The sequence below is a fragment of the Microlunatus speluncae genome (assembly GCF_009299835.1).
Lineage (GTDB): Bacteria > Actinomycetota > Actinomycetes > Propionibacteriales > Propionibacteriaceae > Microlunatus > Microlunatus speluncae.
Genome location: NZ_VKCZ01000004.1, coordinates 206549 through 229253 on the forward strand (window position 1 = coordinate 206549; position 22705 = coordinate 229253).

A 22705-nucleotide genomic window follows, 5' to 3' on the forward strand; every position below is an offset into this window, starting at 1 on the left:
ACAACTCACGTCTGACAAGTCGGCAGGGCGGCGCGGAGTTGGAAGCCGCCGCGGTCGGTCGGGCCGACCAGCAGCGTGCCGCCGACCGCCTCGGCCCGCTCCCGCATCCCGATCAGACCGTGGCCGGACGGGTTCGGTGGGCCGGACCGGGCCGGCGGCCGCTCGTTGATCACATCGATCGCCACGCCGGCCGTCCGGACCGCGATCCAGACCGCGGTCTCCGCACCGGGAGCGTGCTTGATCACGTTGCTCAGCCCCTCCTGGACGATCCGGTACGCCGCGTACTGCACCTCCGGCGCCGGCACCAGGGTGGAACCGTTCATGATCATCCGCACCGGGACGCCGGCCAGCCGGGTCGACTCGATCAACTTCGGCAGGTCGTTCAGCCCCGGCGTGGGGGCGCTCTCGGAACCGCGCAGCACGTCGAGCACCTGCCGCAACTCCTGCAACGCCTCCCGGGCCGACGACCCGATGGCCTGGAACTCGCGGTCGACCTCGGGCCGGCCGGGATCGAGCCGGTACGGCGCGGTCGAGGCCTGGACCGCGATCACCGACATGTGATGGGCGACCACGTCGTGCAGCTCGCGGGCGAGCCGGGTGCGTTCCTCGAGCACCTGGCGCATCCCTTCCTCCTCGGCGATCCGGACCCGGGCGGTGCGCCGATGCACCCGGAACCGGCCGAGGACGACGGCCAACATCGTGGCCAGGACGAGCAGGGCAGCGCTCTGGAAGACACCGCCGCCGAACTCGGAGTTCAGTTGGCTGAGCGCCTCGGTGATCAGTGTGATCACCACAGCCGGGTAACAGACGCGGCGCGGGGCCGAGAGCGCGAACGCGTAGATCACCGGGAGTTGGACCGGTGCCTGGAACAGTAGCCAGGAAAACGGATCGAGGTAGTCGTTGAAGACGATCCGGTCGGCCGGCAACAGCACCAGCAGCGGCATCAGGGATAGCGCCCAGCCGATCATCGGCCGAAACCAGACGAGTGCGATCGGGGCGGCGAACATGCCGCTGAACAGCATCGCCGCCGGCCCGTAGCCGAGACCGAGGAAGGCCATCAGGGTGCCGACGTACACGGCCAGGGCGATGACGATGAAGATCCAGGGGCGCACCATCGGTCGGGACTTCGGATCAGTTCGGATGTGGGGGATCCGGACCTCGGTCACCTGGCGCAGATAGCCGCCGACCCCACCGCCCCACAGCGACTCCGCCACCGGCCCAGCTTAGGTCCACCGCCGAGTTGTCAGAACTGAGTTGTGTCATAGCACAACTCAGTTCTGACAAGTCGGCGTCGGTTAGCGGGTGCCGGGGGTGACCAGCCCGCTTTCGTACGCGAAGACGACGGCCTGGGCGCGGTCGCGCAGGCCGAGCTTGCCGAAGACCCGGCCGACGTGGGACTTCACGGTCTCCTCGGCGACGGACAGCCGGGTGGCGATCTCGGCGTTGGACAGGGCCAGGGCGATCAGCTGCAGCACCTCGACCTCGCGCGGGGTGAGGGTCCGCAGCCGCGTGGCCAGGCCGCGGTCGGCGGGGCGGCGGGCGGTGACGTCCTCGATCAGCCGCCGGGTGACCGACGGGGCGAGCAGGGCGTCGCCGGCCGCGACGACGCGGACGGCGGTGACCAGATCCTCCGGCGGCGAGTCCTTGAGCAGGAAGCCGCTGGCGCCGTGCCGCAGCGCCGAGAACACGTAGTCGTCGACGTCGAAGGTGGTCAGCACGACGATCTTGGGGCGGTGCGCGGAGTCCGGGGCGAGCAGTTGCCGGGTCGCCTCGATGCCGTCCAGCTCCGGCATCCGGACGTCCATGATCACGACGTCCGGGCGGAGCTCGCGGGCGGACCGGACGGCCTCAGCCCCGTCCGCGGCCTGGCCGACGATCCGGATGTCCGGCTGGGCGCCGAGCAGCGACACGAAGCCGGCGCGGACCATCGCCTGATCATCGGCGACCAGGACCGTGATCATCGTCGGGTTCCTTTCGTGATCGGTACGGCCAGCGGCAGGGTGGCCTCGACCCGGAATCCACCGGACTCGGTCGGGCCGACGAGCACCGTACCGCCGATCGCCCCGGCCCGCTCCCGCATCCCGACCAGACCGTGGCCGTCCGGGTTCGGTGGACCTGGCCGGGACGGTTCGTTGATCACCGAGACCCGCAGCACGGCGGGCTCGGGCCGGTCGATCCGGACGGTCGTCGCGGCGCCGGCGGCATGCTTGATCACGTTGCTCAGCGCCTCCTGGACGATCCGGTACGCGGCGTACTCGACCCTGCTCTCCTGCTCCGGGTTTTCCTGCTCCGGTAGGGAATCCGGGCTGGTCAGCCGGACCGGGATCCCGGCCAGGCGGGTCGACTCGATCAGCTTCGGCAGGTCGGCCAGCCCCGGCCGGCCGCCGTCGTCGCGGCCGCGGAGCACGTCGAGCACCTGGCGCAGTTCGCGCAGCGACTCCCGGGCCGAGGTGCCGATCGCCCGGAACTCGTCGTCGAGCTCGGCCGGCGGGCCGGCCTTGATCCGGTACGACGCGGTCGAGGCCTGGACGGCGATCACCGACATGTGGTGCGCGACCACGTCATGCAGCTCGCGGGCGATCCGGGTCCGTTCCTCCAACACCTGGCGCCGGCCTTCCGCCTCGGCGATCCGGACGACCGCGTTGCGCCGCTGCAGCCGGGTCCGGCCCAGCACCATGGCCAGGACCGTGGCCAGGGACCAGATCACGGCGCCCTGGACGATCACGTTGAGGCTGTGGCCGAAGTCCTGCGGGATCGCCGACAACCCGGCGGCCAGGGTGATCAACACCGCCGGATAGCAGATCCTGCGCGGCGTCGAGATCGCGACCAGAAAGATCACCGGCAGGTGCGCCGCCAGCTGGTTGGCCAGCCACGGGGACGGCGTCATCGTCGCCGGAAACAGCAGCGCGTGCGCCGGCAGCAGGACGATCAGCGGGATCAGCGCCAGCGCCCAGGCGATCATCGGCCGGGACCAGGCGACCGCCACCGGCGCGGCGAGCAACAGACTGGCCGGGAGCGCCGCCCAGCCGTAGCCGAGGCTGAAGCCGTACACCGGCAGATTGAGCACGAAGAGCAGGCCGGCGAAGCCGAGGAAGGGCCAGTGCGGCACGATCGGCCGGGACGCCGGATCGTCGGTGGTGTGCGGCACCCGGGCGCCGGCGGCCAGGCGCAGATAGCCGCCGACCCGGCCACCGCGCAGCTGATCCAGCACGGAGTCAGCCTAATGGCGCGGGCGAGGGGCACTAGGGTCGCTCCGGTGAAGTTCTTCTTCGACGCCCGCTACATCCGGACCGACTTCCACGACGGGGTCAGCCGGTACAGCACCGAGCTCGGCCGGGCGGTCGCGGCGCAGGCCCCGGTGACGTTCCTGATCAGCGATCCGGGGCAGCGGGACCTGCTGCCGGCGGGCGTCGAAACGATCATGCTGCACGGGCCGACGTCGGCGCTGGAGCCGGTGACGGCGCTGCGGCTCAACCGGCACCGGCCGGACGTGGTCTTCACGCCGTTGCAGACGATGGGCGCGCTCGGCCGACGGTTCAAGTTGATCTTGACCCTGCAGGACATCATCTACTACCGCGATCCGACCCCGCCGACCAATCTGCCGCCGCACATCCGGCTCGGCTGGTGGCTGTTTCACCAGGCCTACTGGCCGCAGCGGCTGGTGCTGGACCGGGCCGATGCGGTGGCCACGGTCAGCGAGACGTCCCGGTCCTACATCGAGCGCTATCGGCTGACCCGGCGGCCGATCACCGTGGTCAGCAACGCGCCCTCGCCGTTGATCAACATCCCCGAGGCCGGCGAGTCCGGACGCGAGCTGGTCTATGTCGGCTCGTTCATGCCGTACAAGAACACGGGCACGTTGATCAAGGCCATGGCTCACCTGTCACCGGACTACACCCTCCATCTGGTCAGCCCGATCTCCGCCGGTCGCGAGGCGGAACTGTCGGCGCTGATCCCGGCGGAGCGGACGGTGATCTTCCACCGCGGCGTGACCGAGGCCGGATACCTGGAGCTGCTGACCCGGGCCCACGCCCTGCTGACCGCGTCGAAGGTGGAGGGCTTCGGCCTGCCGATCGTCGAGGCGCAGCGGGCCGGGGTGCCGGTCATCTGCAGCGAGACCGACATCTTCACCGAGGTGGCCGGGCCGGGCGCCCTGTTCTTCCCGCCCGAGGATGCCGAGGCGCTGGCCGGGCAGGTGCGCACCCTGGAGGACGAGACGGTACGGCAGCGGATCGTCGAAACCGGCCGGGCCAACGCGGCCCGCTTCTCCTGGGACCGCTCCGCGGCCGTTCTGCTCGACCTGGCGCAGCGCCTGGCCGACTCGCGCTGACGCTCCCGAAGGGCACAGATCGATCGCGTCTATGGGACTGGTTCAAGATCAGCATTAGACGCCGGGGAGGTCCCGGTTCATGCTGAAGGCGTACCCGCAGTTCACCGGAATCGTCGGTGGGCCAGCACTTCCGAGGAGACGCCAGCATGGGCAAGATCACCTGCCACCAGACCATCTCGGCCGACGGTTACGCGGCCGGTCCGAACCAGTCCGAGGAGCGTCCGTTCGGTGAGGACGGCGGTGACGGCTGGGGTAACACCTTGCACAGTTGGATGTTCGACCATGCTGAGGAGAACCAGGCCGAGGTGCATCTGGGCACCAAGGCGGGCGCGTACATCATGGGCCGGAACATGTTCGGTCCGGTGCGGGGTGAGTGGGATCGGCCGTGGAACGGTTGGTGGGGCGAGGATCCGCCGTTCCATGGCCCGGTGTTCGTGCTGACTCACCATGCCCGCGAGCCGCAGCCGATGGAGGGCGGCACGACGTACCACTTCGTCACCGACGGGATCGAGGCGGCGTTGGAGCGGGCGCGGGAGGCGGCCGGTGACGGCGACATCTCGATCGAGGGTGGCGCGGAGACGATCAACCAGTATCTGGCGGCGGGTCTGGTCGACGAGCTGCGGCTGCACATCGTGCCGATCACCCTGGGCAGCGGCGCCCGGCTGTTCGACGGCGTCCCGCCGCTGAAGCTGGAGCAGACCTACGGGCGGGCGGCGAGCACCGTCAGCCACATCACCTACCGCGTCCTGCGCTGACCGCGGACGAAATCCAGAGGAGTTGATCATGACCACCCAGGAGCTGCAAGGCTTCATCGACGAGGTCGAGCTCGTGCTCGCCGACACCGATGATCAGTACGAGATCACCGAGCGGATCGCCCCGCACCTGTCCGCCCTGCTGGCCGGCGGCTACCGGCTGCCGCCGGAGTTCGTCCGGCCGTCGGCGACCCGGCACCAGAACTACCCGCTCTACATCGCCCCCGACGATCGCTGGTCGCTGGTCTCCGTGGTCTGGAACGTCGGCCAGCGCACTCCCGTGCACGGGCACGAGATGTGGGGAGTGGTCGGCATCTACTCGGGGTCCGAACGCGAGATCCGCTACCTCAAGCCGGCCGCCGACGCGGTCGGGCCGCTGACGCCGGCCGGTGAGCAGGTCTGGCGCCGCGGTGAGGTCACGGTCTGCTGCACCACCGACGACGACGTCCACTCGGTGGTCGCCGAGGGCGACGAGCCGACGATCGGGATCCACGTCTACGGCGGCAACATCGGCACCATGAGCCGGCCGTCGTACGATCCGGCCACCGGCGAGGTGCACCGGTTCGTCTCCGGCTGGGACGATCCGGCGGCGGGTGATCAACAGGACTCAGCGGCGGCCGAGCACCTCACGGAGCTGCGGTAGCTCGGCCAGTTGCCGGTCGATGATCAATTGGGCGTGCCGGACCGAATCCACCAATGGATGCAGGGCCAGGGCGCGGACGGCGAGTGATCGGGATCCGGTCCGGGCCGCGGTGATCACCGTACGTTCGACGTCCTTCATGGTGATCACCACGCCCTGCTGGTACGGCTCCAGCGGCGCGGCCGGCAACGGGCGTGGGCCGGTGCCGTCCACCACGCAGGGCACCTCGACCACCGCGTCGTCGTCCAGCCCGGTCAGGGTGCCGCGGTTGGCGACGTTGAGCACCAGCCGGGCCGGGCGGTCCCGGCCGATCGCCTTGATCAGCTCGAGCGCGACCCCCTCGTAGCCGCCGCCGGCAAGATCATCGTCGTCCCGGGCGCCGGCCCCGGTGGCCGATCGCTCCTCGGCCAGGTAGGTCTCCTCCCGGGCCTGCCGGGTGGTCTCCCACCGGTCCAGGGGATCCCGCTCGCCGGCGGCGAAGTAGTGATCTTGCTGGCGGGCCAGATACTCGCCGCGGGTCTCGCCGGCCGCCGTGATCGCGTCGACCGCGTCGGCGGTGGCGTACCAGTACCAGAGGTATTCGTTCGGGATGGCTCCCAGGCTGCGCAGCCAGTCGCCGCCGAACAGCCGCCCCTCCTCGACCCGGCCGAGCAGGTCGTCGGCCGCCAGCAGCTCCGGCAGCCGATCATGATCACCGACCATGATCCGGCGCAGCCAGCCGAGGTGGTTCAGCCCGGCGTAGTCGAACTCCGCGTCCTCCAGCCGTAGCCCGAGCGCGCGGCCGGCCCGGCGGAACAGCCCGACCGGGGAGTCGCAGATGCCGATCACCCGGGAGCCGAGCACGGTCGCGGCGGCCTCGGTCACCATCCCGGCCGGGTTGGTGAAGTTGATCAGCCAGGCCTCCGGCGCGACCCGGCGGACGGTCTCGGCGATCCGCAGCACCACCGGCACGGTCCGCAACCCGTAACAGAGCCCGCCGGCCCCGGTCGTCTCCTGCCCCAGCAGCCCCAGCTCGAGCGCGGACCGCTCGTCGCAGACCCGACCCGCGGTGCCGCCGACCCGGATCGCCTGGAACACGAAGTCGGCCCCGCGCAGGGCCGCTTCCAGGTCGGTCTCCAGCCGGACCGCCGGCCCGCCGCCGGCCCCGGCCATCGCGGCGATCACGGCGCCGATCCGCCGCAGCCGGTCGGCTCCGGTGTCGTACAGCACGAGCTCGTCGATCACCCGCTCCGGATCCGCGGCGAGGGCCCGGAAGATCAGCGGCACCCGGAAGCCGCCGCCGCCGATGATCGTCAACCGCATTCGTGTCCTCCGCGCCCGATCTCCATGTCCGGAACGGTAGCGTGGTCGCTTCGACCGGGCTCAGGGAGCGCTGAGTTCGGCGGCCGACGACGGAGGAGGTGGCGATGGCCGAGCCCGAGTTCGACGTGTTCGTCACCGGCACCGTGTTCCTCGACATCATCTTCACCGGCCTGGGCCGGGCGCCGGCCGGCGGCCACGAGGTCTGGACCGAGGGGATGGGCTCCAGCCCCGGCGGCGTGGCCAACCTGGCCGTCGCCGCCTCCCGGCTCGGCCTGCGCACCTCGCTGGCGACGGCGTTCGGCGGCGACATCTACGGCGAATACTGCTGGCACGTGCTGGCCGAGCTGGAGGGCGTCGACCTCGGGCCGGCCCGGCAGTTCCGCAACTGGCATTCGCCGGTCACCGTGTCGCTGGCCTACGACGACGACCGGGCGATGATCACCCACGCCCATCCGCCGCCGCTCGGCCCGACCGAGTTGATCATCGACCCGCCGGCGACCCGGCTGGCCTACGCCGACATGGCGGCCGAGCGCGCCGCCTGGCTCGATCACGCGCTGGACCGGGGGGTCCGGGTGTTCGCCGACGTCGGCTGGGACGAGACCGAGACCTGGGACACGGCCACTCTGATCGAACGGCTGCGCGGCTGCTACGCGTTCGTCCCGAATGCGGGCGAGGCGATGGGGTTCACCCGGACCAACTCGCCCGGCGCGGCGCTGGAGGTGATCCGGGACTGGGTGCCGCTGGCCGTGGTCACCGCCGGCACCGGCGGCGCGTTCGCGGCCGACGCCGAGACCGGGGAGACCGCCTGGGTGCCGTCGCTGTCCGTACCGGCGCTGGATCCGACCGGGGCCGGCGACGTGTTCCTGGCCGGGCTGATGTTCGGCACCCTGCGCGAGCTGTCGCTGACCCACCGGCTCCGGTTCGCCGGGCTGTGCGCGGCGCTGTCGGTGCAGCAGTTCGGCGGCGCGCTGGCCGCGCCGGGCTGGGCCGATCTGGCCGCCTGGTGGGCCGGGGCGAAGGGCTCGGAGCGCTATGCCCGCGACTTCTCCTTCCTGCCCGACCTGATCCCGGCCGGGGTTGACGGCAAGGTGCGCCGGGCGATGGCGACGATCGGCCTCGGCGAGCTGCTGGGCTCCGAAGAAGATGATCATGATCATGACTCGGCCGCGCCGCAGTAGTCTGCTCCGGTGGCGATCAACGACCTGAGCGAGCAGGAACTCAAACGACTGTACGGGCACTCGGCCGGACTCACCCCCACCGAGGCCGCCCGGCTGTTCGACGGCTACCCGGGCCGCTGGTGGATCGCCGGCGGCTGGGCGATCGAGGCGTTCACCGGCGTCCAGCGGCCGCACGGTGATCTTGATCCGAGCGTGCCCCGGCACGAGCTGGCCCTGCTCCGCCGGCACCTCGCCGGCCGGTTCGATGTCTGGATCGCCGACCGCGGCTCGCTGCTGCCGTTGCTTCCCGACGAGGATCCGGACGGGCCGCCGGAGAAGCTGCTGCCGGAGGAGTGCGAGAACCTGTGGCTGCGGCCGGGCGGAGACGAGCCGTGGGCGTACGACATCATCCTGATGACCGTTGATCAGCAGACCTGGTCCTACAAGCGGGACCAGCGGATCCGGCTGCCGCTGGCCGACATCCTGTGGCGCCAGGACGGCGTGAACTACCTCCGGCCCGAGATCCAGCTGCTGCACAAGGCCCGCGGCCTGCGGCCGAAGGATCAGTTCGACTTCGAGGCCGTGCTGCCCCGGCTGGAGCCGGAACGGCGGGACTGGCTCCGCGCCGCCCTGGAGCTGGCCCACCCCGGGCACCCCTGGCTCACGGAGCTGTGATCACGAGTCGGTGATCGCCGCGGCCATTCGCCGGGCCACCTCGGCCACGGCCTGGCGGAGCTCGTCGCCGCCCTCCACCCGGAACTCGAACGGCAACGCCGACAGCCATTCGCCGGCATACATGGCGGGGTTGCTGGTGCTCCCGGTCAGCCGGCAGTGCCCGTCGTCGACCGGCTCCAGCCGGCCCATCGGACCGGAGATGTACGGCGCGACGGCGGCGGCCGGGGCCGCGAAGACCACCTGCGTCCGGTATTCCCAGCTGGCGCCGAGATGCTGCTCCAGCAGGGCGACCGGATCGAGGTCGGCCGGCGGCTCGAACCGGTCGGCCAGCGGCTCGTACGCGATCACCCGGTCGATCCGGAAGGTGCGCACCGAGTCGACGTAATGGGCCAGGCAGAGCAGATACCAGCGGCCGTTGCGGACCACCACGGCCCAGGGATCGACGACGGTCTCCAGTGACGTCCCCGACGCCGTCCGGTACGACAGCCGCCCGCGCCGCTGGGCCGCGACCGAGTCGACCACGGCGGTGATCAGGACCGGGTCCGGCCGGGCCGAGTTCCGGTCCGGGGCGGCGAGCGCGTTCGCCCGGAGCACCGCGGCCTGCCGGCCGACCGCCTCCGGCAGCGCCCGCAGTAGCTTGCCCAGGCCGGAGCCGACCGGATCGTCCGGATCGGCGGCCGCGTGGTGGCCGTCCAGCACCGCCATCACCAGCCCGAGCGCCTCCGAGGAGGAGAAGACCAGCGGCGGCAGCCGGAGGCCGCGACCGACCCGGTAACCGCCGTACGGCCCGCGGACCGACTCCACCGGCACCCCGGCCTCGCGAAGGATCGCGACGTAGCGCCGGGCGGCGCGGTCGGTCACGCCGAGCCGGTCGGCCAGCGCCGTGGCGGTGATGCCCGGGGCGGCCTGCAGCAACTCGAGCGTGCGCAACGCCCGCGCGGTGGGACTCTCCTCGCGACTGTCCATCGAGTCGCAGCCTAATCAGGAAGCTGAACGTCCGGAACCGGTTCTAGGTTCACCGACATGGACATCATCCTCATCCCTGGCATGTGGCTCACCGGCGCGGTCTGGCGGGAGACGGCCGACGAACTGGTTCGGTTCGGGCACCGTCCGGTCGCCCTGACCCTGCCCGGTCAGGGCGACGGCGCATCGACCGCGACCCTGGACGATCAGCTCGCTGCCGTCCTGGCCGCCGTGGATGCCGCCGACCGGCCGCTGGTCGTCGGCCACTCGGCGGCCAGCGCCCTGGCCTGGCTGGTCGCCGACCGCCGGCCGGACGGTGTGGCCCGGGTGGCCCTGGTGGGCGGGTTCCCGACGGCCGACGGCGACCCGTACTTCTCGGCCTTCCCGATCGTCGACGGCGTGATGGCCTTTCCCGGCTGGGAGCCCTTCGCGGGGCCCGACATCGCCGACCTGGACGAGCCGCTGCGGCGCGAGCTGGCCGCCGGCGCGGTCGCCGTGCCCGAGGGGGTGACCGGTGGGATCGTGCGGCTGACCGACGAGCGCCGCTTCGACGTCCCGGTCACCCTGGTCTGTCCCGAGTTCAGCGCCGCCGATGCGAAGGAATGGGTCGACGGCGGCGACCTGCCGGAGCTGGCCAGGGCCGGTGACGTCTCCTACGCCGACATCGATTCGGGGCACTGGCCGATGACCAGCCGCCCGGCCGAGCTGGCCCGGGTGCTCGACGGGGTGGCCCGCGGCGTGTCATGAGCCTCTCGATCGTGACCCTGGACGGCTCGACCTGGGATCGGTTCGCCGAGCTGGTCGAGCGGAACAACGGGATCTTCGGCGGCTGCTGGTGCATCGGATTCCACCGCGACCGGGGCGAACCGGGGATCGGCCATCGAGCGGCCAAGGAGCAACTGGTCCGGACGGGCGAGGCCCACGCCGCCCTGGTCCTCGACGCCGATGGTGCCGCCCAGGGCTGGGCCCAGTTCGGTCCGACCGCCGGCCTGGGGATCAAGCACCGGCGGGAGTACGAGAAGCAGCCGCCGCCGACCCCGGACTGGCGGATCACCTGCATCTTCGTCGACAAGCGGCACCGCGGCCAGGGCGTCGCCCGGGCCGCGCTGGAAGGCGCCCTGGACCAGATCAGCGCGGCCGGCGGCGGCCTGGTCGAGGCGATCTCGGAGGTGACCGACGGCCGGGTGGCACACGGCCGATTCCTGTTCAGTGCGACCGTCGAGCTGTTCGAAGACCTCGGCTTCACCCGGCTCCGCCAGGTCGGCAAACACGCCTGGATCGTCCACCGCCACCTCTGATCACGGCCGACCCGTCAATGCCACCCCACGAAGTCGAGCCGACGGTCTGTGACGATTGGGGTCGTGATCACCGTCTATCTCGACCGGGATTCCGTCGCGATGGGCGACGACGTCGTCCCGCACTCGGTTGCCTGGGAGTTCGAGGACAGCGCCGCGCCGGGCGACGTGCTGGCCCGGGTCCTGTCCGAGCGCTATCTCGCGCGGGTGGCCGGTCCGGTGGCCTGGGGCTTCGAGGTCGGCGCTTTCACCGTGCAGCATTATCCGGAGTTCATCGCGATCGAGGCGGTGCAGACGGTCACCGCGGCGGCGGTGCTGCAGCCGTCGGCCGGGACCTGGCAGGTGGTCCCGCTGCGCGCCCGGGTGCTCACCATTCCGTTCCTGGACCGGCCGGACTGGGCCGTCGCCGACCGCCAGTTCGCCGTCGACCTTCGGTACTCGACCGAGGGTGCGGCCCGCGATCCCGAGACGTACGTGAGCTGGCTCGGCCGGCACCGATGATCCCGGCCGGATAGCGGTCAATTTGGCCGCGACTACCCGGCCAAGTTGACCGGCATGATGGCCCGACACCCTTCGCACGGGGTGAGCGGGCCGGGCCAGCCGCGGAGCGCGAGGTTGGCGGCGAGCTGGTGTGCGACGCGACAGGGTGAGCCGACCACATCGCCGTAGCCGTACCGCAGCGTGGCCAGGCCCCGACCGGTCGACCGGTTGTCCCGGCGCAGGTCGCGGAATCGGCCCGCGCCGTCGTGTCCGCGGTGCCCGTCCAGCTCGACGAGCAATCCGTACGCCTGATACCAGACGTCGATCTCGCTGCCGGGCAGGGTCGCCTGCCGAGTCCCGATCGGGAGTCCGTGCGCCCGCTCGACGTCGCGGAGGTAGTGCTGCTCGAGCGGGCTGCGAGCACCGGCCGCGGCGTCGTCGAGCAACTCGCCGAGCAGCTTGCGTCGCGGCATTCTGGGGCGCCGGACGAGCGCGGCGCGGAGCCGGTCAGGCGTCGTTCGTCGCAACTGCACCGCCCGGCCGATCCAGCCGATCAGGTCGTCCAACTCGGCCGTCGCGGCGAGGTCGAGGAGCGTGTCCTCGACGCCGGTCCGGGGCGGGGAGCCCCGTCCGGGCCGGCGCATTCCGGGCTGCTCGCGCCGGAAGTCCCAGGGGCCGGCGATCCGCGGCCGGCCGCCCGAACCCGGCACCAGTACGGTGATCACGGCCGGGGGTTCCTCGATGATGCCGTGCAGGTGACCGGCGGCGGCGCCACCGAGCCGCGCCTCGTCGCCGCCGACCAACAGGCCGGCCCAGGCCCAACTCCGCCAATCGGGCTCGGCCGGATCCGTGCAGTAGACGCCCCGGGTCAGCGGCCGCCAGGCCTCCTCGCCGAGGAGCCGGATCAGCGCGTGCCGGCCCAGGCCGAGGCCGAGCGCCTGCTCCCGGCTCACGACGCGATCCTGGTAGGCGGCCAGCCGGAGCAGTTCCGGCGGCACGGCCTGACGTGGGTGCACAGTCCGGGACTGTGCCAGGCGAGCCGCCGCCGAGCCACCGCCCAGCCTCATTTCTGTGGACAACTCCGCGCGCTCGCGGGATAAAGGTCAACTTGGCCGCGACTACCCGGCCAAGTTGACCGGCTTGTCGACGGCGAGGTCGGGTTAACCGCAGGGCCAAGGCACCGGTTGGCCGGATCGTGCGGCGGGGCATTCGAGCCTTGAATCTGTGTTATGCATACACAGTTTCCGAATCGGCCGGGGAGCCGATGATGGCGGGGGACACGCTGGTCCGCGATGCCCCTCCGGAGGACGCCGGCGGTGGCCCGGTCCGGACTCGGAAGGGCTGGCGGCGGCGGCCGTGGATCATCGGTCTCGCCGTCGTCACCGTGGCGTTCCTGGCGTTCGCGCTGCCGCCCTATCTGGGGCTGGATCCGGGGCAGGCTCGGCTGCCGGTCGATCGGCATCCGCTCTTCTATCCGGTGCTGGTGACCCACATCTTCGCCGGCGCCGTGCTGCTCGGCTGCGGCGTGCTGCAACTGTGGCCCTGGCTGCGCAACCGGCACCGGAGAGTGCACCGCTGGACCGGCCGGCTGTACGTGATCATGGCGATCCCGACCGGGCTCGGCGCGCTGTTCGTCGCCCAGTTCCCGGCCGGCGGGCCGACCCAGCAGGTCGCGAACACCCTGCTCGCACTGCTGCTCCTCGGCACCACCGCGGCCGGCTTCCGGGCCGTGCGGCAGCGGCGGTTCGCCGATCACCGGGAGTGGATGATCCGCAGCTTCGGGCTGGCGTTCTCGATCGTCACGAATCGGCTCTGGATGATCGCGTGCCTGATGATCTTTGCGCCGAACGGCACCGATCCGGGCGATCCGGTGGTGCAGGCCGCCGTCTCACCCTCGGCCTGGCTCAGCTGGGTGGTCAACCTGCTGATCGTCGAGTGGTGGATCCTGCGCCGCCGCCGGCGCCCCGAGCGGGACCGCGCGCCCGGCCGAGACCGGAGCTTGGCATAGTTGGCCGGATGCGACCTGGGACTGAGGATGAGACGGAACGGCCGCGTGGCACGGTAGTGATCACCGGCGTCGGCCGGCGCCGGTCGATCGGGGCCGGGCTGGCACTCGGGCTGGCCGCGGACGGCTGGGATCTGGTGATCAACTACTGGCGCCCGTACGACGACCGGGTCGGGCTGGAGCACGGAACCGACGACCCGGAGGCGATCGCCGCCGAGTGCCGCGAACTCGGTCGCCGGGTCGAGCTGGTGGCGGGCGATCTCGCCGATCCGGCCGGGCCGGCCGAGTTGATCACCGTCGCCGCGGCGCAGGGCGACCTGTTCGGGTTGGTGATGTCGCACTGCGAGTCGGTGGACAGCTCGATCCTGACCACCACGATCGAAAGCTGGGACCGGCACTTCGCCGTCAACGCCCGGGCGACCTGGCTGTTGATCAAGGCGTTCGCCGAGCGGCTGCCGGTCGTCGAGCACGGCGGCCGGGCGCTGGCCCGGATCATCGCGCTGACCAGTGATCACACGACGCACAACCTCCCCTACGGGACGAGCAAGGGTGCCCTGGACCGGCTGGTGATCTCGGCCGCGGCGGAGCTGAAGGATCGCGGCGTCCGGGCCAACGTGATCAATCCCGGCCCGATCGACACCGGCTGGATGACCGACGAGATTCGAGCCGCCGGCACCGCGGCGACGCCGGCCGGCCGGCTCGGCACGCCGCAGGACACGGCCGATCTGGTTCGGTTCCTGATGTCCGATCAGGGCAGCTGGATCAACGGCCAACTGCTCCACAGCAACGGCGGCTTCGGCGGCAGCTGACGAACGATCACCGGAATCGCCCTGGTGCCAGATGGGTCAGGTCGAAGGCGGGCTCGGTGCCGGTGATCAAGCCGGCGGCGAGCTCGCCGATCACCGGGGCCAGCTTGAAGCCGTGACCGGAGAAGCCGCCCAGGACCACCAGGTTGTCGCGGCCCGGCATTCGGCCGACCAGGCCGTGATCATCTCGGCTGTAGGCGTCCAGGTAGGCCGAGATTCGTACCGGCGTCGGAATCAGGTCGGGCAGGAAGCGGGCCACCGCCGCGTTCGTCGGCGCCAGCGATTCCGGCGCGACCGTGCGGTCCAGCCGATCGGGATCGCCGTCCGGCAGTTCGCCGTCCTGCGGCCACAGCCCGACCTTGACCGAACCGCCGTCCAGGGTCGGCATGCCGAACACGTGCGGGTCCTGCCCGTACCGGACGAACACCGGGAACCGCTCCGGCCCCTACGCCTCCGGCCGCGGCGCCTGATACCAACTCAGCACTTCCTTCTTCGGCCGGACGTACGGCGCCAGGTCCGGCAGCAGCCGGGACAACCACGGCCCGGGCGCCAGGATCGCCTGCCCGACCCGGTAGTCGCGGTCGTCGGTCCGCAGCACGACGCCGGAGCTCGACGGCTCCACAGCCCGGACCCGGGTGCCGGTCACGACGGACGCGCCCAGCTGCTCGGCCCGCCGGGCGGCCGCCGCGATCGCGAACTCGGGCCGGAGCACGCCGGCCCGGCGATCCAGCACCGCGGAATCACCGGGCAGAAAGGCGAACTGGGGATAGCGCTCGACGAGTTGATCATGGTCGAGCACCCGGTGCGGCACGTCGTAGGTCTGCGCCGAGGTCAGGACTCGGCGCAGGTCCGGGTGCTCGAGCGGCCCGATCATCAGGCAGCCGCAGGCCGTGAACAGGTCGATGCCCGACTCTGCCTCCAGCTCCCGCCAGAGATCATGGGCGCGGAGCAGCAGCGGCACGTAGGCCGTGCCCTCCTGATAGGCGGTCCGGAAGATCCGTGACTCGCCGCCCGCCGCCGACTGGTCGTGCCCCGGGCTCCACCGCTCGAAGCCGATCGCGGCGACCCCGGCCCGGGCCAGCTGCCACAGGGCCATCGAACCCATCGTGCCGACTCCGACGACGGCGACCTCGGCGTCCACCCGACTAGGAGGGCGGTGCCGAACGGTGGCCGCACCGAGCGACGCCCAGGCACGCACCCGGCCGCGTTGTCGTCGGCGTCCGTAGGACACCGCTACGACCTTCTCCTCCGCCTTGCCGGGCACGCACCTGGACGCCGCTCGCTACGACCACCGTTCGACACCACCCTCCTAGGCCCCGTCCGGCTCCAGGCTCATCGGCCCGTAGACCTTCCGCTCGCTCTCCCACAGCGTGACCGAGCGGACCCCGTCCTCGAACAGGTCCGGATAGGTCTCGCCGAGCCAGGACTCGGCGTCGCCCTGGCGCGGGAAGTCCATGCTCCGCTCGGTCCCGCCGGCCGGTGCCGGCTGGTAGGTCCAATGCCAGGCCATCAGGTGAGCCGCTTGCTCGGGGCCGACTTGGCGGTCAGCGACGGGTCGGTGACGATGGCCTCGCCCAGGGCCTCGTCGATGCCCTTCATCGTCTCCGCCGACAGTTGCTTGCCGGCGGCCGCGGCGTTGGCGGTGATCTGCTCCGGCCGGGAGCCGCCGGTGATCGCGGTCGCCACGTTCTCGTTCTGCAACACCCAGGCGACGGCCAGCTGGGCCATGGTCAGGCCCTCGGCCTCGGCCAGCGGCAGCAGCCGCTGCACCCGCTCCAGCAACTCCTCGTTGCTGACCAGACCCTTGATGAAGTTGGCGCCGCTGGCCTGGTCGGTCGCCCGGGATCCCTCGGGCGGCGCCTGCCCCGGCCGGTACTTGCCGGTCAGCACCCCCTGGGCGATCGGGGAGAAGACGACCTGGCTGATCCCCAGCTCGAGCGAGGCCGGCACCACCTCGGCCTCGATCACCCGGTGGATCGCGTTGTACTGCGGCTGATTGGAGACGAACGGGATCTTCAGCTCCCGGGCCAGGGCATGGCCGGCGCGAAGTTGATCAGCGGTCCACTCGCTGACCCCGATGTAGAGCGCCTTGCCCTGCCGGACCACGTCGGCGAACGCCTCCATGGTCTCTTCCAGCGGCGTGAAGTGATCAAATCGGTGCGCCTGGTAGAGATCGACGTAGTCGGTCTTCAGCCGCTTCAGCGAGCCGTTGATCGACTCGTGGATGTGCTTACGGGACAGCCCCGAGTCGTTCGGTCCGCCCGGACCGGTGGGGAAGTAGACCTTGGTGAAGATCTCCAGGCTCTCCCGCCGCTGACCCTCCAGCGCGTCGCCGAGGATCGTTTCCGCCTTGGTGTTGGCGTAGACATCGGCGGTGTCGAAGGTGGTGATGCCCGCGTCCAGCGCGGCCCGGACACACAGCGCGGCCTGCTCGGCCTCGACCTGCGACCCGTGGGTCACCCAGTTGCCGTAGCTGACCGCCGAAACCTTGAGGCCGCTCCGGCCCAGAAATCGAAACTCCATGCCCTAACCGTGTCACACCGGTTTCCGGAGATCAGCGCAGTGGGGCCACCTGGGCCTCGGTCGCGCTCTGCTGGGTGGCGGCCGAGATGAAGCGGAGCGGGCCGGCCCAGTGCAGGCCGTACTGGTCGAAGCGGTTGCGGTCCTTGGCGTACGACGTCTTCGCCTGCCGCTCCAGATAGACCTGGAACGGGCGACCCGGCAGGGCGGCGTTGAGCTCGGCCAGGTTGCGGACATAGACACCCTTGAAGGTCGGGCCGTCGGCGCCGCAGTCACCCGCCTCGCAGGGCTCGGTCAGGATCCCCTTCGGGTTGATGCCGCGGTCCCGGGTCGAGGCCAGCGCCAACTTCCGGGCCGTGCGCAGATACTGCTTGTCGCCGGTGGCCGCTTCCAGCTCGGCCAAAGCGCCGAGCACGATGCCCTGGTTGTACGTCCAGGTCGGCTGACCGTTGTTCTCGCAGGCGTCGTTCAGGCCGTCGTTGATCATGTTCCGGGAGTTGATCATGCCGCTGTCGCGGAGCCACTCCCAGTTCTGCACCGCCCGGTCCAGGAAGCTGGCATCGTCGACCCGGTTGGCCAGGCTGGCCAGCACCTTGATCATCAGCTCGTTGGTGACCGCGTTCTTGTACTTCACGTTGATGTTCCAGATCACGCCGCCGCCGCAGACGTCGCTCCAGGTGTCCCACATGTATTCGGCATCGAAGATCGCCGTGTCCAGATAGCGCTGCTCGCCGGTGATGTCGTACGCCCGGATCCAGGCCAGCGCCCACCAGCCGGTGTCGTCGATGTAATCGTTGGTGAAGTTGCCGCCCTGGGCGTCCTTGTTCTTGTCATAGGTGTTGGCGATCACCCACTCGTAGCGGTCGTCACCGGTGGCGATCTGGTAGTCCAGCACCGCGGTCAGCACGTTGGCCGAGTTCCACCAGCCTGTGGTCTTCCACAGCCCGGTGTCCTCGTTGTACAAGCGCATCAGGGCGTCGATGGCCCGCTTGGCCGGCGTGCCCGCGGTCTGCGGTTCCTCGACCCCGACCCAGCCGGTGCAGGCGATGTCGGCGACGTTGCCGGCCTTGCCGCAGGCCCGGAACACCCCTTCTCGATCACCGTCGTTGAGGCTGAACTCGGGGGTGGTGACCGAGCGGGTGCCGGCCGGGATGGTCGAGTAGCCGAGCCGCTCGTCGGCGACCGTTTCGCCGCCGTCGAAGGAACGGTCCAGCCAGACCTCGTCGGTCGGATCGCCGTTGCTGATCCGGGCCCAGCCGAGGGCGTCGGCGTCGGAGATGTGCAGCTCGATCGACCGGCCGTAGATCGTCGCGCCGTCCGCGAGTCGATCTTCGGAGGCCTGCTGCTCGGCGGCGAGCCGCGCCGCGGCGGTCCGGGAGTCCCCGGTGTCCCGCGCCGCAGGGGCGTCGGGTGGCGCGGCGACCGCCGCAGTGGTGGGAAGCGTGATCATGCCGATGGTGACGAGGGCCGCGATCGCGGCGCCGATGGCGCGTCGGGTCATGGCCCGACGCTAGATCCCCCGGACCGGTCTCGTCAAGGATTCATCTCAATCAATATATTCATATTGTCCTTGAGGTAACCATTGGTGTAGGAATAGCCCCAGTTTCAGCGAGGGGGCAGGGATGGCGTCGATCACCGAAGATCCGGTACGGGTCGCACCCGCGACCGGAATGCCCCGGCGCCGGCGCGGCTGGACGACGGCCCGGCAGCAGACGATCAGCGGCTGGCTGTTCCTGGCCCTGCCGATCCTGCTCTTCGTCGCGTTCCTGCTGGTCCCGATGGTGATCGCCGCGGTGCTCAGTTTCAGCGACTATTCGATCGTCGGGGAGACTGCCTGGGTCGGCGGGGCGAACTACAGCAAGGTGTTCGGCGACCCGTTCTTCTGGGTGGCGCTGCGCAACACGGCCTACTACACGATCATGTACGTGCCGCTCGGCATCATCGTCGCGCTGGCCACCGCGCTGTTGCTCAACCGCAGCAGCCGGGCGGTCCGGGTGCTGCGGACGCTCTTCTACATCCCGGTCGTCTCCTCGACGGTGGCCACCGCCTCGATCTGGTTCTGGCTGCTCAATCCGCAGTACGGCGTGTTCAACGTGGTGCTCGGCTGGTTCGGCATCGACGGCCCGGCCTGGCTCTACGAGTCGCAGTGGGCGATGCCGGCGATCGTCGCGATGAGCATCTGGGCCGGCTTCGGCGGCAACATGATCATCTTCCTCGGCGGACTGCAGGGCGTGCCACGGGATCTCTACGAGGCCGCCCAGCTGGACGGCGCCGGCGCTTGGCGCAGCTTCTGGCACGTCACCCTGCCAGGCATCTCCAAGACCATGTTCCTGGTCTCCACGCTGTTGATCATCGGTGCGTTCCAGGTGTTCGACCAGGCCTTCGTGCTGACCAAGGGCGGTCCGGGCAACGCGACCGTGACGATCGTCTACTACATCTACGACAAGGGGTTCGGTGCGTTGGAGATGGGCTACGCCTCGGCGCTGTCGTTCATCCTGTTCGCGATCATCCTGGTCTTCACCGTGATCAACGTACGGATCAATCGGATGGGCGGACAGTCATGACCAGACGGGCCACACCGACCAAGATCGTCAAGCAGGTGTTGTGGTGGATCGCGGTGATCGCGATCGCGTTCAGCACCGTGATGCCGCTGGTCTGGACGCTGGCTACCTCGTTCAAGCCGGCTAGTGAGGCGCTGAGCAACTATCTGTCGCTGCTGCCGAAGACGCCGACCTGGGAGAACTACACCCGGGTGTTCAATGAAACCCCGTTCGCCCGGTATCTGTTCAACTCGTTCTTCCTGGCCCTGATCGGCTGCGTCACCAACCTGTTCTTCGGCGGGCTCGGCGGCTACGCGCTGGCCAAGCTCAGGTTCCGCGGCCGCAAGATCGTCTTCGGCGCCTTCCTCGCCTCGATGATGGTGCCCGGGATCGTCACCATGGTGCCCGCGTTCCTGGTGCTGCGCTACTGGCCGCTGGCCGGCGGCAACGACCTGCTCGGCCAGGGCGGTTTCGGCTTCATCAACACCTACTGGGCGGTGATCCTGCCCGGCGCCGCCGGCCCGTTCGCCGTGTTCTTCATGAAGCAGTTCTTCGAGAGCCTGCCGGACGAGCTCGGTGAGGCGGCGCGGATCGACGGCGCCGGTGAGTTCCGGATCTTCGCCCAGGTCTATCTGCCGCTGGCGGCGGCGGGGCTGGCGGTGCTCGGCGTGCTCACCTTCCAGGCCGGCTGGAACGGCTTCCTCTGGCCGCTGATCGTGCTCAATGATCCGACCATGCTGACCGTCCAGGTCGCGCTGTCCACGTTCGTCAACGACAAGGTCACCGACTACGGCCCGCTGATGGCCGGCACGGTGCTGTCCAGTGTCCCGGTCTTGATCATCTTCGTCCTGGCCCAGCGCCACATCATCGAGGGTGTCGCCCATCTGGGCGCCAGCAAATAGGAGTTCAACGATGCGCACCATCAGAATCGCCGCGGCCGCGCTGATCGCCGGCCTGCTCGTCGTCCTCGCCGCGTGCGGCGGGCCGTCCACCGGTGGCACCGCCAGCGGTCCCTCGGGGATCAAGGACGTGACGTTCTGGGGCGGCTGGTCCGGCGAGCAGGCCAAGCAGCTGAAGGCCCAGGCCGACGCGTTCAACCAGGCCCAGACCGACTACAAGGTCACCTTCGTCGCCCAGGAGGAGGTGGAGCAGAAGCTGCTCACCGGGATGGCCAGCGGCCGGGTCCCGGACATCGTCCTCTGGGATCGCTTCAACACCTCCATCTACGCCGGCAAGAACGCCTTCGCCGCCCTGGACGATCGGATCGCCGCGGACAAGATCGATCTTGCTCGGTTCTACGGCCCGGCCGTCGAGGAGATGACCGTCGACGGCAAGCGGTACGGATTGCCGCTGCTGGTCGACAACCGATCCCTGTTCTACAACGCCGAACTGCTGACCGAGGCCGGGGTCGAACCGCCGACCAACTGGGCCGAGCTGAAGCAGGTGGCGACCACGCTGACCAAGCGGACCGGCGCCAAGCTGACCCGGTCCGGGTTCTCGCTCGACGATCCGGGCCTGTTCAACATGTGGATCCGGCAGGCCGGCGGCAGCATGCTGTCCGAGGATCAGACGACCGTGGCGTTCAACAGCCCGCAGGGGATCGAGGTGTTGAACTTCTGGAAGCAGTTGCTGGACGAGAAGGTCTACCAGCTCGGCTTCGGCGCCGGCAGTGACGGCTTCGCCGAGGGCAAGATCGCGATGAAGTACGACGGCCCGTGGGCGCTGGCCGACCTGGACAAGGTCAAGACGCTGAAGTACGGCATCGCCGAGCCGCCGGCCGGGCCGAACGGTGATCAGGCAGCCAACATGGGCGGCTTCGGCTTGATCATCCCGCGCGGCGCCAAGAATCCCGACGGCGCCTGGGCCTTCATGAAGTGGTGGGCGACCGAGAAGGCCAACGCCGTCTCATTCGGCCGGCTGTCCGGCTGGATCCCGGCCCTGATCGAGGCCGCCGAGGACCCGTACTTCACCGACAGCGACAAGTACGCGGCCTTCGTGGCGACCATGAAATACGCCCAGACCCGGCCGACGGTCAAGGGCTACTCCGACATGGAGGGCAAGGCGCTGATCCCGCAGTTGCAGCGCTTCATGTCCGGCGAGATCACCGCCGAGGCTGCCCTGGCCGAGGCGGAGAAGCGCGGCAATCAGATCCTGGCGGAGCAGCGCAAGTGACCGACCTCGAGATCACCACCGCCGGCGTGCTCGCCGACCGCGCCCAGCAGTTGCTCGATGATCATTTCGGCGCGCCGTGGCCGCAGTTGCTGCACAACGGCCACCCGACCGGCGACGACGTGGTCTTCAACTACTGGTGGCTCGCCCACGTGATCGACGTCCGGCTCGACGCCTACCTCCGCACCGGTGATCAACGATCACTGGAGGCGGCGGTCGCGACCTGCCGCAATATCAGGGAACGCAACGGCGGCTCTTTGTTCAACGACTACTTCGACGACATGCTCTGGTACGCGCTGGCGATCCTCCGGCTGCATCACGCGACCGGCGAGCCGGCCTATCGCGACGACGCGGCCGCGATCTGGCGGCACGTGGTCGAGCACGGTTGGAACGATCACGTCGGCCCGAGCCTGGCCTGGCGCAAGCAGCAGCTCGACTACAAGAACACGCCGGCCAACGGGCCGCTGGTGATCTTGTCCTGCCGGCTGGCCGAGCTCCTGGATGATCAGCTCTACCTCGACTATGCCCGCAGGTCCTTCGGCTGGCTGACCGAGACGTTGGTCGACCCGGCGACCGGATTCGTCGAGGACGGCATCAACCGGGAGCAGGACGGCCGGATCGACACCCAGTGGCGGTTCACCTACAACCAGGGCCTCTACGTCGGCGCGGCGGTGGAGCTGGCCCGGACCGCCGAGGATCCCGACGAGTTGATCGGTCGGGCGATCCGGACCGCGGCCACCGCGATCAGGGAGCTCGCCCCGGATGGCGTGTTCGGTGACGAGGGGGACGGTGACGGCGGCCTGTTCAAGGGGGTCTACTACCGCTACCTCGGCCTGCTGCTGGACCGGCTCGATGCGCGGTCGGCGGCCGCCACGGAACTGCGCGGCTTCGTGATCGACAGCACCGACGCGCTGATCGAATCGACCGCGGGCTGCACCCGGCTGGCCGGCAACGACTGGCGTACGCCGCGCTCGGCCAAGATCAAATACTCGACGCAGCTGAGCGCGATCATGGCCCTGGAGCTGCGCGCTCGGTTCGGTCAGGACCGCCGACTCACGTAGGGTGGAGTGC

23 protein-coding genes and 1 pseudogene are annotated in these 22705 nt (G+C 70.2%); 14 read left to right on the forward strand and 10 right to left on the reverse strand.

Going from position 1 to position 22705, the window contains the following annotated elements; all coding sequences use genetic code 11:
* Positions 1-5 precede the first annotated feature (5 nt).
* The 3 genes from FNH24_RS07280 to FNH24_RS07290 all read right to left on the reverse strand — a co-directional run bounded on the left by FNH24_RS07280 (position 6) and on the right by FNH24_RS07290 (position 3211).
* On the reverse strand, positions 6-1214 hold the full coding sequence (locus FNH24_RS07280) for a sensor histidine kinase (protein WP_152361488.1): 1209 nt from the start codon (positions 1212-1214) through the stop codon (positions 6-8).
* 81 nt (positions 1215-1295) lie between these two features.
* On the reverse strand, positions 1296-1961 hold the full coding sequence (locus FNH24_RS07285; protein ID WP_152361489.1) for a response regulator: 666 nt from the start codon (positions 1959-1961) through the stop codon (positions 1296-1298).
* A complete protein-coding gene (locus FNH24_RS07290) occupies positions 1958-3211 on the reverse strand; it encodes a sensor histidine kinase (RefSeq protein WP_152361490.1) in 1254 nt (417 codons plus the stop codon). Before FNH24_RS07290 ends, FNH24_RS07285 begins: the two co-directional genes overlap by 4 nt.
* A gap of 45 nt (positions 3212-3256) precedes the next feature.
* On the opposite strand from FNH24_RS07290, the gene FNH24_RS07295 reads away from it, so the two are divergent.
* The 3 genes from FNH24_RS07295 to FNH24_RS07305 all read left to right on the forward strand — a co-directional run bounded on the left by FNH24_RS07295 (position 3257) and on the right by FNH24_RS07305 (position 5725).
* Entirely contained in the window at positions 3257-4330 is a 1074-nt protein-coding gene (locus FNH24_RS07295) for a glycosyltransferase family 4 protein (RefSeq protein WP_152361491.1), read from the forward strand.
* A 146-nt stretch (positions 4331-4476) separates the two neighbouring features.
* The gene (locus FNH24_RS07300) at positions 4477-5085 is read left to right on the forward strand and encodes a dihydrofolate reductase family protein (RefSeq protein ID WP_152361492.1); all 609 of its coding nucleotides are present in this window, start codon (positions 4477-4479) and stop codon (positions 5083-5085) included.
* A 28-nt stretch (positions 5086-5113) separates the two neighbouring features.
* Positions 5114-5725, forward strand: coding sequence for a cysteine dioxygenase family protein (locus tag FNH24_RS07305; protein WP_152361493.1), 612 nt, complete (start codon positions 5114-5116; stop codon positions 5723-5725).
* Here the strand turns inward: FNH24_RS07305 and FNH24_RS07310 are convergent.
* On the reverse strand, positions 5690-7024 hold the full coding sequence (locus FNH24_RS07310) for a family 4 glycosyl hydrolase (RefSeq protein ID WP_152361494.1): 1335 nt from the start codon (positions 7022-7024) through the stop codon (positions 5690-5692). The genes FNH24_RS07305 and FNH24_RS07310 overlap by 36 nt on opposite strands.
* Positions 7025-7128: 104 nt before the next feature.
* On the opposite strand from FNH24_RS07310, the gene FNH24_RS07315 reads away from it, so the two are divergent.
* Positions 7129-8202: a carbohydrate kinase family protein gene (locus tag FNH24_RS07315; protein WP_152361495.1), complete on the forward strand. Its 1074-nt coding sequence runs from the start codon at positions 7129-7131 to the stop codon at positions 8200-8202.
* Positions 8203-8211: 9 nt separating this feature from the next.
* Entirely contained in the window at positions 8212-8856 is a 645-nt protein-coding gene (locus FNH24_RS31370) for a hypothetical protein (protein WP_161606038.1), read from the forward strand.
* On the opposite strand, the gene FNH24_RS07325 is transcribed toward FNH24_RS31370, so the two are convergent.
* Positions 8857-9822, reverse strand: coding sequence for a helix-turn-helix transcriptional regulator (locus FNH24_RS07325; RefSeq protein ID WP_152361497.1), 966 nt, complete (start codon positions 9820-9822; stop codon positions 8857-8859). It abuts the gene before it with no gap.
* Between the two features lie 57 nt (positions 9823-9879).
* Here FNH24_RS07325 and FNH24_RS07330 point away from each other — a divergent pair, with 57 nt between their 5' ends.
* The 3 genes from FNH24_RS07330 (at position 9880) to FNH24_RS07340 (ending at position 11615) form a co-directional block, all read left to right on the forward strand.
* Positions 9880-10566 carry an alpha/beta fold hydrolase gene (locus FNH24_RS07330; RefSeq protein WP_152361498.1) on the forward strand — a complete coding sequence of 229 codons (687 nt, stop codon included), beginning with the start codon at positions 9880-9882 and terminating at the stop codon, positions 10564-10566.
* Entirely contained in the window at positions 10563-11117 is a 555-nt protein-coding gene (locus FNH24_RS07335; protein ID WP_152361499.1) for a GNAT family N-acetyltransferase, read from the forward strand. The genes FNH24_RS07330 and FNH24_RS07335 overlap by 4 nt, the downstream gene beginning before the upstream one ends.
* Before the next feature lie 63 nt (positions 11118-11180).
* A complete protein-coding gene (locus FNH24_RS07340; RefSeq protein ID WP_152361500.1) occupies positions 11181-11615 on the forward strand; it encodes a hypothetical protein in 435 nt (144 codons plus the stop codon).
* Positions 11616-11647: 32 nt separating this feature from the next.
* Here FNH24_RS07340 and FNH24_RS07345 read toward each other — a convergent pair whose 3' ends face one another.
* Positions 11648-12610: a type IV toxin-antitoxin system AbiEi family antitoxin domain-containing protein gene (locus FNH24_RS07345; RefSeq protein ID WP_152361501.1), complete on the reverse strand. Its 963-nt coding sequence runs from the start codon at positions 12608-12610 to the stop codon at positions 11648-11650.
* Between the two features lie 248 nt (positions 12611-12858).
* Between FNH24_RS07345 and FNH24_RS07350 the strand changes: the two genes are divergently transcribed.
* Together FNH24_RS07350 and FNH24_RS07355 are read left to right on the forward strand one after the other, a co-directional pair.
* Entirely contained in the window at positions 12859-13602 is a 744-nt protein-coding gene (locus FNH24_RS07350) for a DUF2306 domain-containing protein (protein ID WP_246186785.1), read from the forward strand.
* An 8-nt stretch (positions 13603-13610) separates the two neighbouring features.
* Positions 13611-14408, forward strand: a complete 798-nt coding sequence (locus tag FNH24_RS07355; RefSeq protein WP_152361502.1) for an SDR family oxidoreductase — start codon at positions 13611-13613, stop codon at positions 14406-14408.
* A gap of 7 nt (positions 14409-14415) precedes the next feature.
* Here FNH24_RS07355 and solA read toward each other — a convergent pair.
* From solA to FNH24_RS07380, 4 genes and pseudogenes are all read right to left on the reverse strand, one after another.
* A pseudogene (solA, locus tag FNH24_RS32180) lies at positions 14416-15669 on the reverse strand (N-methyl-L-tryptophan oxidase).
* A 45-nt stretch (positions 15670-15714) separates the two neighbouring features.
* Entirely contained in the window at positions 15715-15915 is a 201-nt protein-coding gene (locus FNH24_RS07370; RefSeq protein WP_152361505.1) for a hypothetical protein, read from the reverse strand.
* On the reverse strand, positions 15915-16928 hold the full coding sequence (locus FNH24_RS07375) for an aldo/keto reductase family protein (protein WP_152361506.1): 1014 nt from the start codon (positions 16926-16928) through the stop codon (positions 15915-15917). The genes FNH24_RS07370 and FNH24_RS07375 overlap by 1 nt, the downstream gene beginning before the upstream one ends.
* A gap of 31 nt (positions 16929-16959) precedes the next feature.
* The gene (locus FNH24_RS07380) at positions 16960-18426 is read right to left on the reverse strand and encodes a glycoside hydrolase family 76 protein (RefSeq protein ID WP_152361507.1); all 1467 of its coding nucleotides are present in this window, start codon (positions 18424-18426) and stop codon (positions 16960-16962) included.
* A gap of 121 nt (positions 18427-18547) precedes the next feature.
* Here FNH24_RS07380 and FNH24_RS07385 point away from each other — a divergent pair, with 121 nt between their 5' ends.
* Genes FNH24_RS07385 through FNH24_RS07400 form a run of 4 tightly spaced genes read left to right on the forward strand, consistent with a single transcriptional unit; the run spans position 18548 to position 22695 of the window.
* Positions 18548-19489 carry a carbohydrate ABC transporter permease gene (locus FNH24_RS07385; RefSeq protein WP_217428080.1) on the forward strand — a complete coding sequence of 314 codons (942 nt, stop codon included), beginning with the start codon at positions 18548-18550 and terminating at the stop codon, positions 19487-19489.
* Positions 19486-20367 (forward strand): carbohydrate ABC transporter permease, encoded by an 882-nt coding sequence (locus FNH24_RS07390; RefSeq protein ID WP_152361508.1) that lies wholly within the window; start codon positions 19486-19488, stop codon positions 20365-20367. Before FNH24_RS07385 ends, FNH24_RS07390 begins: the two co-directional genes overlap by 4 nt.
* A gap of 10 nt (positions 20368-20377) precedes the next feature.
* The gene (locus tag FNH24_RS07395) at positions 20378-21637 is read left to right on the forward strand and encodes an ABC transporter substrate-binding protein (protein WP_152361509.1); all 1260 of its coding nucleotides are present in this window, start codon (positions 20378-20380) and stop codon (positions 21635-21637) included.
* Positions 21634-22695, forward strand: coding sequence for a glycoside hydrolase family 76 protein (locus tag FNH24_RS07400; RefSeq protein WP_152361510.1), 1062 nt, complete (start codon positions 21634-21636; stop codon positions 22693-22695). Before FNH24_RS07395 ends, FNH24_RS07400 begins: the two co-directional genes overlap by 4 nt.
* Positions 22696-22705 lie beyond the last annotated feature (10 nt).

What these genes read in the sequence shown, in the direction of transcription:
- FNH24_RS07285 (WP_152361489.1), bottom strand. Translation starts at nt 1,961, where the DNA reads ATGATCACGGTCCTGGTCGCCGATGATCAGGCGATGGTCCGCGCCGGC.
- FNH24_RS07300 (WP_152361492.1), top strand. Translation starts at nt 4,477, where the DNA reads ATGGGCAAGATCACCTGCCACCAGACCATCTCGGCCGACGGTTACGCG.
- FNH24_RS07305 (WP_152361493.1), top strand. Translation starts at nt 5,114, where the DNA reads ATGACCACCCAGGAGCTGCAAGGCTTCATCGACGAGGTCGAGCTCGTG.
- FNH24_RS07310 (WP_152361494.1), bottom strand. Translation starts at nt 7,024, where the DNA reads ATGCGGTTGACGATCATCGGCGGCGGCGGCTTCCGGGTGCCGCTGATC.
- FNH24_RS07315 (WP_152361495.1), top strand. Translation starts at nt 7,129, where the DNA reads ATGGCCGAGCCCGAGTTCGACGTGTTCGTCACCGGCACCGTGTTCCTC.
- FNH24_RS07325 (WP_152361497.1), bottom strand. Translation starts at nt 9,822, where the DNA reads ATGGACAGTCGCGAGGAGAGTCCCACCGCGCGGGCGTTGCGCACGCTC.
- FNH24_RS07330 (WP_152361498.1), top strand. Translation starts at nt 9,880, where the DNA reads ATGGACATCATCCTCATCCCTGGCATGTGGCTCACCGGCGCGGTCTGG.
- FNH24_RS07335 (WP_152361499.1), top strand. Translation starts at nt 10,563, where the DNA reads ATGAGCCTCTCGATCGTGACCCTGGACGGCTCGACCTGGGATCGGTTC.
- FNH24_RS07350 (WP_246186785.1), top strand. Translation starts at nt 12,859, where the DNA reads ATGATGGCGGGGGACACGCTGGTCCGCGATGCCCCTCCGGAGGACGCC.
- FNH24_RS07355 (WP_152361502.1), top strand. Translation starts at nt 13,611, where the DNA reads ATGCGACCTGGGACTGAGGATGAGACGGAACGGCCGCGTGGCACGGTA.
- FNH24_RS07370 (WP_152361505.1), bottom strand. Translation starts at nt 15,915, where the DNA reads ATGGCCTGGCATTGGACCTACCAGCCGGCACCGGCCGGCGGGACCGAG.
- FNH24_RS07375 (WP_152361506.1), bottom strand. Translation starts at nt 16,928, where the DNA reads ATGGAGTTTCGATTTCTGGGCCGGAGCGGCCTCAAGGTTTCGGCGGTC.
- FNH24_RS07380 (WP_152361507.1), bottom strand. Translation starts at nt 18,426, where the DNA reads ATGACCCGACGCGCCATCGGCGCCGCGATCGCGGCCCTCGTCACCATC.
- FNH24_RS07385 (WP_217428080.1), top strand. Translation starts at nt 18,548, where the DNA reads ATGGCGTCGATCACCGAAGATCCGGTACGGGTCGCACCCGCGACCGGA.
- FNH24_RS07390 (WP_152361508.1), top strand. Translation starts at nt 19,486, where the DNA reads ATGACCAGACGGGCCACACCGACCAAGATCGTCAAGCAGGTGTTGTGG.
- FNH24_RS07395 (WP_152361509.1), top strand. Translation starts at nt 20,378, where the DNA reads ATGCGCACCATCAGAATCGCCGCGGCCGCGCTGATCGCCGGCCTGCTC.